Origin of the sequence: Desulfovibrio piger (genome assembly GCF_012843875.1) — a bacterium.
GTDB lineage: Bacteria > Desulfobacterota > Desulfovibrionia > Desulfovibrionales > Desulfovibrionaceae > Desulfovibrio.
Genome location: NZ_JABAFY010000003.1, coordinates 43,111 through 56,794, shown reverse-complemented (window position 1 = coordinate 56,794; position 13,684 = coordinate 43,111). Strand labels below are relative to the sequence as shown.

The following is a 13,684-nucleotide window of genomic DNA, read 5'->3' as shown; positions in this document are numbered from 1 at the left end:
GGAGGCCCTCATGTCCGAGATAGCGCATCCGGCCCCTGACGGCTGGCTGAAACGTTTTTTCCTTTCTCTGGTGATCCTGGCCCTGCTGGCGGGGCTGCTGCTGGTCCCCTGGGCCGTCTGCTGGCTGACGGCCAGCGGCGAACTGGATCAGGAAGAAGTCGTGGCACGGCAGGCACAGGGGGAATTCGTCCTGTTCGGACCGGGGCTGGCGCAGGACATCATGGCCTACAAGCTGGCCCTGTATGCGGCCGTGAAGCCGGAAGTGGTGGTGCTGGGCTCGTCGCGGGCGGGGAACGTGCGTGCGGCCTTTTTCGAGCGCCCCTTCGTGAACATGGCCGGGGCCGCTGCGGATCTGGAGAGCCTGCGCCTTCTGGTGGACAGGATGCTGGCCGTCCACAGGCCCAAGGTCGTACTGCTGGGCCTGGACTTCTGGTGGCTGACGGCAGGCGCTCCGGCCGGGCGCCCTGAGCGGATCGTGCAGCCTTCTTTGCTGGATGCGTCCACCCTGCGGGCCCCCTGGCGCTGGCTGGTACAGGGACGCATCGCCCCGGCGGACATGTTGGCTCCCCTGCAGCATCGTCTGCGTGCCGACCGCTACGGGCTGGAGGCCCAGCTCCGCGATACGGGCTACGGACCGGACGGCTCGCTCTATGAAGGCGCGGTGCTGGATGGCCGCCGGCCTGCGCCGGACCATGCCTTTGCCCGCACGCTGCGCGAGCTGGAAAGCGGCAGCGGCGTCTGGGCCGGGAGCCTTGCGCCGGACAGGGAACGTCTGGAAGCCTTTGCCGAGATCTGCTGCCGCCTGCGTTCGCGCGGCATCCGCACCATCGTCTTCCTGCCGCCCCTGGCCACGCCCGTACTGGGCGCCCTTGCCGACAGGAACGGCGGTGATGCCGGCTGGCTGTCGGCCCTGCGGCAGGGCCTGCTGGACTGCGGCGTGGAGAGCATGGATTTTTCGGATCCCCGCGTCTACGGCTCCGGCGATTGCGAGATGATGGACGGCCTGCACGGCGGGGACGTCATCGGGGCCAGCCTGGTGCGCGACATGGGTGACCGGCAGCCCTGGCTGCGGGACATGCTGCATCGGGAATACCTGAGCCATGTGCTGCGCGAGCGGCGCGGTCTGGCGGCCGTGCCTGACGAGCGCCTGACCGCCCTGCCCGAAGCGGATTTTCTGGGCCTGCATTGCGCCAAGAAGCGTCGCGGCGAGGCCACGCCCCGGTTTTAGGCGCGAAGGCGCACAGACTGGAGAGCGATAGGGAAGGGACCAAGGGCCGCGCCGTACTGCCGCCCCGTTACTGGACGCAGATCCTGAGAGAGGCTGGCAGTAGCCGTTTGGCGTAGTCTGGCTGTTCTTTTCCGAAGTTTTCTTGCAACAGAAAAAGCCGCGCTGTCATGGCGCGGCTTTTTGTTGGGTCGTAGCCGGATACTGCCGGGAACTTCATCCGTTCCTGCATTGTCATGTCGCACACCCGTGTGCCGGCCTTTTTCCATGCCGCCGGGGGACGGGGAGCCGGGGGCAGGCCGGGGGGATACTATCCCCGCCATGGACCCTTATAAAGGTTTTGGGAAGGGAGCGGGGGAGCGCGAGGGGGAGAGGGAAAACCGTTTTACAAAACGGTTTTCCCTCTCCCCCTCGCATATATCTGCTTACCTGCCTGTCTCCCGGCCCGATCAGTAACGCTCGGGCATGTAGTGGGGCGGCAGATCGTTGACCGGGGCCCCGTTACCGGTCTGTCCCAGCTGATCGCGCAGGTTGCGGGCCAGCTCCATGGTCTCGGCCAGACGGTGCTCCAGCGTGTCGATCTGCTGTTGCTGGGCCGTCAGGGCCTCGTTGAGTTCGCGCAGACGTTCTTCCTGAAAATAGGCCAGCTCTTCCAGCCGGATGATGCGTTCTTCCTGATCCATGAGCTCTCCTCGGCGTCCTGCGCCTGCGCCGGGCCGAATCCCCTGCCTGCGGCATATGTGCCTGCAGCGGCAGGGGCCGTGGGCGCGGCGTGCGTCCATCCTTACGTTTTCGGGCGATACCCTCGCGGGTACCGCCCGTTTTTTTTATTCTTCGTCGTCGTTCAGCGCCGGGCCGTCAAAGTTCCTGTCCCGGCGGCGGGAGCCGAAGGCGGGCTTGCCGTCCCTGCGGAACGAGTTCTTGCGGAAGGGCTTGTCCGCGTCCTGCCGGAAGCCGGGCTTGCGGAAACCGTCGCGGTCGGGACGGCGGAAGTCGCGGCGGGGCGCACCCTCTCGCTCGTCATCGAAGCGGGGGAAGGGCGCACGGCGTTTTTGGCCGTCCTGCCCTTCGTCGCCGTCGCTGTCGTTGAAGCGCCGGGGACGGAAGCCGTCCTTGCGGAAAGGCCGGCCCTCGTCGTCACGACGCGGCCGGAAGGGACGCCGGGCTTCTTCGCCATCGCGGTTCACGAAACGGTCGCCACGGGGACGGAAGGGACGTTCGTCCTGACCATCCCTGCGGAAGGACGGGCGGGCCTGCGGGGCCTCGTCCCCGTCACGGGCGGCATCGGGGAAGGGCCGCGGACGGAAGGGCTTGTCCGCGTCCTGCCGGAAGCCGGGCTTGCGGAAACCGTCGCGGTCGGGACGGCGGAAATCACGGCGGGGCGCACCCTCCCGCTCGTCATCGAAGCGGGGGAAGGGCGCACGGCGTTTTTGGCCGTCCTGCCCTTCGTTGCCGTCGCGGTCGTTGAAGCGCCGGGGACGGAAGCCGTCCTTGCGGAAAGGCTGGCCGTCATCGTCACGGCGCGGCCGGAAGGGACGCCGGGCTTCTTCGCCATCGCGATCCACGAAACGGTCGCCACGGGGACGGAAGGGACGTTCGTCCTGACCATCCCTGCGGAAGGACGGGCGGGCCTGCGGGGCCTCGTCCCCGTCACGGGCGGCATCGGGGAAGGGACGCGGCCGGAAGGGCTTGTCCGCGTCCTGCCGGAAGCCGGGCTTGCGGAAACCGTCGCGGTCGGGATGGCGGAAATCGCGGCGGGGCGCCTCGTCCTGCTCGTCATCGAAGCGGGCAAAGGGACGGGGACGCTTCCAGGCGTCCTGCCCTTCGTTGCCGTCACGGTCGTTGAAGCGCCGGGGCCGGAAGCCGTCCTTGCGGAAAGGCCGGCCGTCGTCATCGTCACGACGCGGCCGGAAGGGACGCCGGGCTTCTTCTCCCTCGCGATCCACGAAACGGTCGCCACGGGGACGGAAGGGACGTTCGTCCTGCCCATCCCTGCGGAAGGACGGGCGGGCCTGCGGGGCCTCGTCGCCGTCACGGGCGGCATCGGGGAAGGGGCGCGGGCGGAAGGGCTTGTCCACATCCTGCCGGAAGCCGGGCTTGCGGAAACCGTCGCGGTCGGGATGGCGGAAATCACGGCGGGGCGCACCCTCCCGCTCGTCATCGAAGCGGGGGAAGGGCGGCTTGCGGTCTTCCCGGAAGTCGCGGCGGCCCTCGTGCCGGGGGGCCAGGCCGTCAGCGCTGCGGCGTTCGTCGCGCCAGCGCTCGGTGGTGTTTTCCCGGCGGGGCTCGCGGTGGTGGCCTTCGCCCGCATCCTCGGCATCGGCATGGCCGCCGCGTTCGGGCATGCGGCCGAAATCGGGCATCAGGATGCGGTGCTGGCGCAGGCGGTCGGCATCGCTGCGGGCCACATAGATCTCTTCCCCGTCCTCGTTGCGGCCGCAGTAATACATGGCCGTGGCGATGCTGCCCGGCGTGGGGATGAAGCACTGGGTCTGCTGCGGGCTCCAGTGACGCTCCTGCAGCCAGCGGGCCAGCTCGTGCATGTCCTCGTCCGTACAGCCGGGGAAGGCGCTCATCATGTAGGGCACCACATACTGCTCGCGCCCGGCCAGACGGCTCTGCTCCACGAAGCTCTGGAGGAAGGCCTCGAAGACTTCCATGCCCGGCTTGCGCATCAGGTCCAGCACGCGGGCGGCACAGTGTTCCGGGGCCACCTTGAGCTGGCCGCCGGTGAATTCGCCGGTATAGGCCGCCAGGGCCTCGGGATCGTTGAGGGCCAGGTCGGCACGCACGCCGCTGGCCACGCGCACCTGCCGCACGCCGGGCAGGGCCGCCACCTCGCGCAGCAGGCCCACATGCTGCATCTGCGGGGTGATGAAGGACTTGCAGACCATGGGGTAACAGCAGCTGCTGCGGCGGCAGCGGGACGAAGGCCGCGCACCGGGCTCCGCCTTGGCGGACGTGGCGTCATCCAGGGCGCAATGGGCCTGCCACATGTTGGCCGTGGGGCCGCCCACGTCGGAGATGGCCACCTGACCGCGGCGGGACTGGGCCACCAGCTTGCGGGCCTCGGCCAGGATGGATTCCTGGCTGCGGGAGCTGATGCGGCGTCCCTGATGCAGGGCCAGCGAGCAGAAGGAACAGCCGCCGCCACAGCCGCGATGGCTGGTGATGCTGGTGCGCAGCATCCCGTCGGCCGGGATGGGCTCGCGGTAGCGGGGATGGGCCGCGCGGGCGTAGGGCAGGGCGTAGATTTTGTCCATCTCTTCCGTGGTCAGGGGGCGGGCCGGGGGCGCCAGCACCAGGGCGCGGTCGCCCACCATCTGCTGGGCCCAGGCGTTCTGGCGGTGCACCTGCTGTTCCAGCATCTGGGTCAGGCGCAGCAGTTCCGTGGCCTCGGCCTGCACGGCCTCGTGGGAGGGCAGCTGCATGCGCGGCAAATCGAGCCATTCTTCGGGCAGATCCACGGGGACGTTGTTCTCGTCCACCTTGGCCAGCCAGGCCGTGCCGTCGATACCGTGCAGGCTCTTGCCTTCGGCCAGACGGCGGGCGCATTCCAGCATGGCCAGTTCGCCCATGCCGTAGATGAGCAGGTCGGCCTTGGCATCCAGCAGGATGGAGCGGCGCAGGCTGTCTGTCCAGAAATCGTAATGTGTGGTACGGCGCAGCGAGGCCTCGATGCCGCCCAGGATCACCGGCAGGCCGGGGAAGGCCTGACGGGCCAGGTTGGCATAGACCAGACAGGCGCGGTTGGGACGCGCACCGGCCTTGCCGCCGGGGGTGTAGGCATCATCGTGGCGCTTTTTGCGGAAGGCCGTGTAGTGGGCCAGCATGGAGTCCAGCGCGCCCGCGCTGACGCCCACGAAAAGCCGGGGACGGCCCATGACCAGCAGGTCGTCGGGCGACTGCCAGCGGGGCTGGGCCACGATGCCCACGCGGAAGCCGTGGGCCACCAGCCAGCGGCCCAGCAGCACGGGCCCGAAGGCCGGGTGGTCCACATAGGCGTCGCCGTTGACCAGCAGCACGTCCAGTTCCTTCCAGCCCAGGGCCTGCATCTCGGCGCGGCTCATGGGCAGGAAGCGGGGCTGTCCGTCCACCCACGGGTCCTGGAACGCCTCGTTGCGGGACCGGGAGCCGGGGCGGGCATCGCGGCGGTCTGCGGGGCGTCCGGCGCGCGGGAAGGCCCCGGCAGGGCGGCGCCCGTCACGGGGACGGTCTTCACGGCGGGGACGGTCGTCCCGGGAAGAAAATTCGTTACGTTCCTCGCGCTGGAAGCGGGGACGGTCGGCAGGCTGCGTGCCGGTGGCCGGACGCGGGCGGAAAGGACGGGGCGCGGCGTCGGTGGTGCTGATGTCGGTATCGGCGGGCGCGGGTCGGCGCCGGGGCTTGGGGAAGAAGGGCATGGTTTTCCTTTGGCGGCCTTGGGGCGCCACACGGATGGGGTGAAAGGTCGAAAGGGCGGCACCGCAGTGCCGTGGAAGGGGGAGCGCCCGGCAGGGACGCGGGGACGCTCCCCCGACGGTTACTTGGAAGGCGGCGTGACCAGCGGCATGGTCTTGGGCGCGGCCTCGCCGGCGGGAGGCATCTGGGTGTCGGGATGACCGGCGCGGCCCATGGCGTGGCTCTTGCTGAAGCCCTGCCATTCCTCATGGCTGATGGCGCCGTCCTTGTTCTTGTCGATGGCGGCAAAGGCGCCGTCCTGCATCTGGGGGAAGAACTTCTTGAATTCTTCCTTGCTGACGCTGCCGTCCTTGTTGGCGTCCATCATGGGGAACTTGTCCACAGGGGCCTTGCCTTCGCCCATGCCGGGCATGGCCAGGGCGGGAGCGGCGCAGAGCATGGCGGCGCAGAGCAGGCCGCCCAGGATACGTTTGTTCATGGTAACTCCTTACGTCGGTTCAGGGTGTGGCTATTCCGGCCGTCTGGGCCGGGAGGCCTTCACCAGAGGGAAGGAGGCGGCCTTGCCGCGCCCCTCCCGAAATCTTCCGTGGGGAGACCTCCGGGGCAGCACCGGGAGACCGGCATCAGGGAAAGGCCGGAGCGCCGCCGGGGTCATGTCCTTCCGGGCCAAACGCGTGGGGGAAGGATGGGACGGGGAAAGGGCCTTGTGCGCGAGCCCCAAAGCCCTCCTGCCCCCGGAAAAAAATCGTCCGCTAGTCCTGCGGGTGCAGGGTGTAGTGCTCGCCCTCGTCGCGCAGGCGCCGGATGAAGACCTGCAGGTCGTCGGGCTGGCCGGGCTTGTGGTCTTCGGGATAGAGCAGGGCGGACATATAGAAGATGGAGCCGATGCGCAGCGCGTTGCGGGCGCTGGCCGAAAAACGGTGCAGACGGTGCCCGGCCTGGTCCTGGAGCTGCTCGGGCAGCTCTTCGAGATAGGCCTCGCCTTCTTCTTCCAGCGAGGCCAGCAGGCGGGCTTTTTCCTGCATGCGGGCCGTATAGGCGGGCATATCGCCCATGACGGCCAGGGCCGCCTGTTCGGCCTGCATGACGCGGGCGTGCATATCTTCCAGCCAGGCCACAAGACGGGCCAGTTGCGGCGACATTTCCATGACGAGCCTCCTTGCGGGACAGCCGGGCAGCGACCGGCACAGGGCAAAAAGGCCCGGCGCAGGGGCCGGGCCTCCATGACGGGGTTAATCCCAGTGACGCTTGTCCTCGATGGGACGGATCTGCGGGGGCAGGCTGCCCGGCGCCAGGATCTTGAGTTCGGGACGCAGCTTGATCTTTTCGCGGAACTGGTGGAGCAGTTCTTCCTCGCGCTTGAAGCCGCTGGTCTCGATGAACAGGGTCATCTCGTCGATGCCGCCGGGGTTGGTGACTTCGATCTGCCAACGCTTCACTTCTTCGAAGCGGCTCATGACCTGTTCCACCTGATGCGGGTAGACGAACATGCCCATGATGCGGGCGGTGGTGTCCACGCGGCCCACGATGTTGCCCAGGCGCGGGCTGGTACGGCCGCAGGCGCAGGGGCTGCGGTCGATGTACGACAGGTCGCCCGTGGCCAGACGGATGAGCGGATAGGTCTTGTTGAAGGCCGTGACCACGATCTCGCCCACTTCGCCGTCCTTCAGCGGGATGCCGGTGTCGGGATGGCAGATCTCCACATAGCAGCGGTTGGCGATGTGCAGGCCGGTCTTGTGGAAGCATTCGTAGCCGATGCAGCCCACGTCGGCGGTGCCGTAGCCCTGGCGCATGATGAGGTCGTACTTCTTTTCCATCTGGGAGCGCATCTTTTCGGACAGGCGCTCACCGGTGACGAAGGCCACTTCGAGGAAGAGGTCCTTGCGCAGGTTCAGGCCCTTTTCCTCGGCCTTCTGGGCCAGGTGCATGAGGAAGCTGGGCGTGCCCACATAGCCGGAGACGCGCAGCTTCTGCATGATGTCCAGCTGGGTGGAGGCATCGGTGGGACCGGCGGGGATGACCGCACAGCCCAGGTTGCGCAGGGGCTCTTCGAACATCAGGCCGGCCGGGGTCAGCTGATAGTTGAAGGTGTTCTGCACGGCATCACCGGGACGGAAGCCCACGGAATAGAAGGCTTCGGTGTAGCCCCAGTAGTCTTCGCCACGGTCTTCGGGGTCGAAGATGGGTCCGGGGGAGAGGAAGATGCGCTTCAGATCCCCGATGTCCTTGGTCAGCAGACCGCCCAGACGCGGGCCCATGGACTGCAGGAAGATGAGTTCCTTTTTCTTGAGGATGGGGATGTGCTTGATATCGGACAGGGTCTTGAACTTCTCCACGTTGAACTGCGCGCGGTCGAAGCGTTTTTTGACGTCTTCGGAGTAGCGGTAGGCGTAGGAGAGCAGGTCCTTGAGCTGGATCAGGCAATATTGACGGCGTTCGCTTTCGTCGAGCACTTCACGGCGGCTGTAGATGCCTTCGGTACGGTCTTTACGAGTCATACGGCCTCGCCTTGTAGAATTTTATTTGGGACAGTTGTTTACGCAACCTGAACCATATTTGCAAGTACTATTTTATTTTTGCAATTATATCAAAATGTTACTTATAGTTTTTAGGCGCGTCCGCCTTTGCCGCACCAGCGGGGCGCGCCGCCTCTTCCAGGCCCACGGCCGTGAGCCCGTGGAGCACGAGGGCATCGGGATCGCGGCGGCAGTACTGGTGCAGGGGGCTCTCGCCGCTGTCGAACAGGGCGAAGATGCGGTCGAGGCGCTGCTGGTCCTGCAAAGGGACCTTCAGACCGGCCCGCCCCAGGGCATGGCCCGCCAGCCAGAGGGAAAGGGCCAGCTGCTGCTCGTTGCCCGTGATGGGCCGCGTGGCCGGGGCGTACCAGCCCGCACAGCTCACGGCGGGCAGCATCCTGCCCCTGTCGGTGTGCCGGCGGCGCCAGGCCAGGATGACGTCGGCCAGCTTCTCCTCGCGATGGGTGGGGCACCAGGCTTCCAGGTGATCCAGCAGGGCGTCGGTCCCCGCCGTGCCGAGGCGCACCTGCTGTGTGCGGGCGGCGGCCCAGCCGTCCAGTATCAGCACGGGCGTGAGGGCGTTCTCGCCGCTGTCCAGATAGGTGGCGCATGTCCAGGGCGCGGCCACGGGCGTATATCCGGCTTTGTCGGGGACGTTGCGGGACGTGCAGGCCGCAAGGCAGCACAGCAGCAGGACGAGGCAGGGGAACAGGCGGGTCATGATCTCTCCTCGGTGGGGGAAGCGGCGGCCCGGCGCCGGCGACGCTGGTCCAGGATACGTTCCTTGAGACTGTCGTAAACAGGCGTCGAATGCAAGGCGTTGGCCGTGAAGGCCGCGGCGAAGGCGGCCAGCAGCACGGCCGGGGCCAGATGGAACCCGCCGCACATCTCCATGACCAGGGCGGCCCCGGTGAGGGGGGTGCGTACCGAGGCGGAGAATAGGCCCGCCATGCCCAGCACCAGCAGGGTGGCCGTCTGTTCCGGGGCCACCAGCCCGGCGTCGCGCAGGGGCGCGGCCAGCAGGGCGCCGGCCATGCTGCCCGCCAGCAGGATGGGCATGAGGATGCCACCGGAAACCCCCGAGGCGAAGCTCACGCAGGAAAAGGCGATCTTGCCCGCCAGCAGCAGTGCCAGGGCGAGGGCGGGCAGGCGCAGGTGCTCCAGCTGCAGGGTGGTCAGGCCCATGTTGCCCGTGATCTCCGGCCAGACGAGCAGCAGCACGCCGCAGCAGGCAAAGGGGAAGACGATGCGCACGGGCCCGGGCAGCCAGCGGGCCCTGTCCTGCCAGAGCAACAGGCGGATCATGCCCGCATTGTACACGGCCCCCAGCAGGCCGCAGGACATACCGGCCAGCAGGGGCAGCCAGTACTGGCTCCAGTGCAGGCCGGGCAGCCGGGCGAAGGGGAAGACCAGGCCGAAGTCCAGCACCACGTCCACCATGAACCAGGCCGACAGGGCCGAAAGGCTGGTGAAGAGCAGCATGGGCAGGGTGAGCGGGGTCTTCATCTCTTCGAAGGCGAAGAACATGCCGGCCACAGGCGCGCCGAAGGCGGCGGTCATGCCCGCAACGCCGCCGCCCACCAGATAGCGGGGCCGGTTGGCGCGGCAGCGGTCGTGCCACATATAGCCCACGCCCGCGCCCACGGTGGCGCCCATCATGATGCAGGGGCCCTCGCGCCCCACGGAAAGACCGGCGCTGAGCGCGGCCAGGGTGGCCACGAACTTGCACCAGAGCACCCGCGCCCAGCGCATGGGCGGCAGCTTTCCGGCCGCGATGAGTTCCACCTGCGGGATGCCGCTGCCGCCGATGAGGGGCTCGTAGCGCAGGAGCAGCCCGGCCGTCAGGGCCATGAGCAGCAGCCCGGCGGCCATCAGGGCCAGCGTGGCCGGTGCGAAGGGATCCTGCCCGGCCATATGGGCGCGGACGGCGCCATTGATGATGGTATAGAGCCAGCGGAACAGGCCGATGACCCCGCCGGAGACAAGGCCCGTGAGCAGGGCCTGGGCCATGAGCGTCCAGGCGCTCTGACTGCGCAGGGCCGCGGATTCCAGGATGAAGGGAGGCAGAGAAGGGCGGAAGGCCATGGGGATCCTGTGGGGATGAGGGGCGCGGACAGGGCGCACAAAAAAAGATGTGCCTGCAACAGCCTGAAAATATAGGGAGAATGCCTGTCCTGACAGGAACAGTATGGGGGCTGGACAAAAAAAATTCAAGTTTTTGGCAAAAAACGAAAAAAAATGCTTGCCAAGTCGGAGGGAAATCTGTACAAGCATTTTTGTTGTGACGAACAACACCACCTCACGCCGAGGTAGCTCAGTTGGTAGAGCAGGGGACTGAAAATCCCCGTGTCGGCAGTTCAATTCTGTCCCTCGGCACCAGGGAATACAAAGGCTTGCAGCGAAAGTTGCAAGCCTTTTTTTCGTTATGGGCTTTTGCCGGACGCGCGTTTGCGGGCAGCCGCCCGGGGGCGCTTCCATCGGGCGGGCCTTCCCGCTCTTCCTCCTTCTTTCCCCGCTTTTTCCTTCGTCCTGTCTTTGTCCCGGTTCGCGGGATTGTCCCCGGCGTTACCGGTGGCTTCCTGATACCCATACGGGCCTTCATCCGTACGGGCTGCGCCCCGGAGCAGCACGCCGCGTGCCGCATATACGGATAATCATGCCCCGCTCCCTTGCACCGTTGCCGCGTGTCCTCTGTCACGGCCTTCTCGCAAGGGAAAAAGCGGGAAGGAAACCTCCGCTCCTTCCCGCTCCCTGTGGCAGGTCTTTGGGGCATGGCCCGGCTCGCAGCCGGGAGTCAGGCAAGGGACATGCCTTCCCCGCCAAAGACCCGCACGGTCTCTTCTTCCCCCCAGCGGCGCAGCAGATCGCGTACGGCACTGGGGCCGTAGACCACATGCAGGCGCATTTCTACGCCCCGGCTGCGGGCGGCCTGCCGCAGCGGCGCGAAGGCCGCTTCCGCTTCCTCCTCGCTCTGGCGGCGCACATAGGCCGTGAACTCCGCCATGGCTCCGGCGGGCGCCAGCTGATCCACCTCGCCGTAATGGCCGAGGTCGATACCGGCATCATAGACGGCACGGATGCCTTCCCGTCCGCCACAGGCGGCCAGCGGGGCGGCCGTGTCGCGCAGGGGGCAGGCGGCGGAAGCCAGACAGCAGATCATGCCAGCACCTTGGCCAGCAGGATCAGCAGGAGGCCGCAGGTGATGACGATGATGTCCTGTTGTCTGCTTTTGGAGATCTTGTTCCACATGATGTCCTCCGGGGGCATGTCGTAGCCGTCCCTTCTGTTTTTGTGGTTTTCCGTCAGGCGGCATCGGAAGTTGCCTTCCGTCCGGGGATGATGCCGTCCGGTCATCGAACGCGCCGGGAAGGGCCGCAGGGGCCTTGCGTGCATCCCGTCAGGCCCTTGCAACGCCTGTCCGTCATTGCAGGAAGCAAAGGACCACCAGCAGGGCCAGGCCTGCCTTGACCGAGGCCACGCAGAAGCCGATGAGCGCACCGGAAAGGCCCGCGGCCTTGATGTCGCTGAGGTGGGTGGTGAGGCCGATGCTGGAGAAGCCCAGCAGGAAGCACCAGTTCATGAAGTTGCCGGCCATTTTGGCTTCTTCCTTGCTCATGAAGCCGAAGGTGTTCAGCAGGACCACGGCCAGGAAGCCCAGCACGAAGACCGGGAACTTGTCGAGGATGATGCGCATCTTGCTGGTATTGGCCAGCTGGGAATGCACCTTGGCGTCCTCGGCGGCCACCATGATGGCCAGCATCAGCACCACCAGGGGCAGACAGATGACGCGGCCGATGTTGTACACACCGGCTACGATGCCCGCGTCATTGCTGAAGGCGAAGCCCGCGGCCAGCACCTGGGCCGAATTGACGATGCCCACACCGGCGAAGGCCCCGAACTGGTTGGGGCTGAGGTCGAGCCAGTGGCCGATGAAGGGGAAGATGAAGAGCGCCAGCAGGCCGAACATGAGCACCACGGCGATGGTGTAGGCGATGTCTTCATTCTTGGCCCTGACGGCCGGGGCGATGGCCACACAGGCCGAGACCCCGCAGATGGACAGGCCGGCGGCCAGACAGGCCCCCAGGGAAGGCGACATGCTGAGGCGGCGGGAGAGCCACATCAGGATGATGGCGGAGGTGAACAGAAAGACGGAAATGATGATGGCTTCCGATCCGGTCTTGATGAGCCCGGCGAAAGAATATTTGCAGCCCATGACCACGATGCCGGTCTTGGTCAGGGTAGTGGAGAAGCGCAGGCCGTCCCGGAAGACGGCGTGCACACCGACGGTATTGCAGATGACCATGCCCAGGATGATGGCCACGATGAAATCGCTCAGGTTGAGGGACTTCATGAAGGGATGCAGGGCGATGAGGCGCGGCGTTATGAACCACGAAAAAACGGCGACGCCTGTCAGCAGAAGGATACCGGGCAGGGCGGAAAGGCTTTTCCGGACAAAGGACGGTTCGTGTCGTTCACAGCTGGCCATCGTTCTCCCCTCATTGTGTCGTTACATACTTTTACAAAACGTAATACACTCCTGTTCTTCTCAAGATACCATGGTATTTGTGTTTTGTATGCAGAAAAAATAAAAAACTATAATTCACAACATAATATGATATGATTTTATTCACGTCTTATTTTGAAGGAATATATTCAAAAGTATGTGCATTTTTTCATAAGTAACGTATTATGAGAACTCTTTTTTTCATAATAAAATAAGAATGGACGCATATGCGGTATCCATGGCAGTCATGAAAGGTGAGCGATCGGGGGAACACGAAGAAAAGGGTCGCAGGAACGACATGGCAGGCCGTTGCTGCAATGGGGCGGGGGGGCTCGCCACAATGGCAGAGCCTGTCGATATGGTAAAAAATATTTTTTGAGATTTTTCGGGCGACGATACGCCCGCGCCCAAATGTCTGGCGGGGCGTCAACGAAAATGCAAACAATAAATCGAGTTATTCACGGTGGTTGGTGTTCTGTTGCAGGAGCGGCAGGCCCAGGGGCCTGCCGTGGGCGGGATGGGTGCTGTCCCGTGAGGCACAATCCTCAGCGCAGCGGAGCGGCCAGCGGCAACAGTCCTTCCGGCAGCAAGGGCGGGCGCTGGTCGCAAACCGGGCCTTCCTCTTCCGCCAGCTGCTGGCAGTCGCGGCAGCGGCAGGCCCCGGGCACGGCCAGCAGCCGGGACAGAGGGATCTCTTCGCCGCAGTCCATGCACAGGCGGCGGCCGCTGCACCGCAGGTCGCCCAGCAGGCCCTCCAGGGCGCGGATGCGCGCCGCGCACAGGTTGGCATGGCTCCAGGCCAGCAGCTCCGCCATCTCGTCGCGGGCATTGTCCGCCTCGTCACCGTAGCCGTGGGGCAGGGCGAATCCGGCGCACAGGCAGGCCAGGTGCCGCCGTTCCTGTTCCAGTTTGCGTTGCAGGGAATGCTGGGCGTCGTCCATGGGCAAGACCTCCGGGGGATGATTTCCCGGCAGGATACACCGGCCCGCGCCCCGGGGCATGGCAAAGCCATGACGGTTGGCGTTCGCTCCTGTGAAA

The 13,684-nt window shown here is 66.0% G+C and carries 11 protein-coding genes and 1 tRNA gene; 2 read left to right on the top strand and 10 right to left on the bottom strand.

Annotation, left to right across the window (positions count from 1 at the left end; genetic code table 11):
- Positions 1-10 precede the first annotated feature (10 nt).
- Positions 11-1,228: a hypothetical protein gene (locus HF854_RS01395; RefSeq protein WP_168934675.1), complete on the top strand. Its 1,218-nt coding sequence runs from the start codon at positions 11-13 to the stop codon at positions 1,226-1,228.
- 446 nt (positions 1,229-1,674) lie between these two features.
- On the opposite strand, the gene HF854_RS01390 is transcribed toward HF854_RS01395, so the two are convergent.
- The 7 genes from HF854_RS01390 to HF854_RS01360 form a co-directional block, all read right to left on the bottom strand.
- Positions 1,675-1,908, bottom strand: a complete 234-nt coding sequence (locus tag HF854_RS01390) for a SlyX family protein (protein WP_006008730.1) — start codon at positions 1,906-1,908, stop codon at positions 1,675-1,677.
- Between the two features lie 144 nt (positions 1,909-2,052).
- On the bottom strand, positions 2,053-5,295 hold the full coding sequence (locus HF854_RS12865) for a YgiQ family radical SAM protein (RefSeq protein WP_168934726.1): 3,243 nt from the start codon (positions 5,293-5,295) through the stop codon (positions 2,053-2,055).
- Positions 5,296-5,747: 452 nt separating this feature from the next.
- The gene (locus tag HF854_RS01380) at positions 5,748-6,104 is read right to left on the bottom strand and encodes an EF-hand domain-containing protein (protein WP_168934674.1); all 357 of its coding nucleotides are present in this window, start codon (positions 6,102-6,104) and stop codon (positions 5,748-5,750) included.
- Between the two features lie 274 nt (positions 6,105-6,378).
- Positions 6,379-6,774, bottom strand: coding sequence for a hypothetical protein (locus HF854_RS01375; RefSeq protein WP_168934673.1), 396 nt, complete (start codon positions 6,772-6,774; stop codon positions 6,379-6,381).
- Positions 6,775-6,858: 84 nt separating this feature from the next.
- A complete protein-coding gene (locus tag HF854_RS01370; RefSeq protein WP_072335280.1) occupies positions 6,859-8,124 on the bottom strand; it encodes a phenylacetate--CoA ligase family protein in 1,266 nt (421 codons plus the stop codon).
- Positions 8,125-8,221: 97 nt separating this feature from the next.
- Positions 8,222-8,863: a hypothetical protein gene (locus HF854_RS01365; protein WP_168934672.1), complete on the bottom strand. Its 642-nt coding sequence runs from the start codon at positions 8,861-8,863 to the stop codon at positions 8,222-8,224.
- Complete coding sequence (locus HF854_RS01360; protein WP_168934671.1) at positions 8,860-10,227, bottom strand: chloride channel protein; 1,368 nt, start codon at positions 10,225-10,227, stop codon at positions 8,860-8,862. The genes HF854_RS01365 and HF854_RS01360 overlap by 4 nt, the downstream gene beginning before the upstream one ends.
- Positions 10,228-10,445: 218 nt before the next feature.
- Here HF854_RS01360 and HF854_RS01355 point away from each other — a divergent pair.
- Positions 10,446-10,521 (top strand) — tRNA-Phe (locus tag HF854_RS01355).
- 415 nt (positions 10,522-10,936) lie between these two features.
- Here HF854_RS01355 and HF854_RS01350 read toward each other — a convergent pair.
- The 3 genes from HF854_RS01350 to HF854_RS01340 all read right to left on the bottom strand — a co-directional run bounded on the left by HF854_RS01350 (position 10,937) and on the right by HF854_RS01340 (position 13,587).
- Complete coding sequence (locus HF854_RS01350; protein ID WP_168934670.1) at positions 10,937-11,302, bottom strand: hypothetical protein; 366 nt, start codon at positions 11,300-11,302, stop codon at positions 10,937-10,939.
- A gap of 261 nt (positions 11,303-11,563) precedes the next feature.
- Complete coding sequence (locus tag HF854_RS01345; RefSeq protein ID WP_168934669.1) at positions 11,564-12,628, bottom strand: YeiH family protein; 1,065 nt, start codon at positions 12,626-12,628, stop codon at positions 11,564-11,566.
- A gap of 563 nt (positions 12,629-13,191) precedes the next feature.
- A complete protein-coding gene (locus HF854_RS01340) occupies positions 13,192-13,587 on the bottom strand; it encodes a TraR/DksA C4-type zinc finger protein (RefSeq protein WP_240937626.1) in 396 nt (131 codons plus the stop codon).
- Between the last annotated feature and the right edge of the window lie 97 nt (positions 13,588-13,684).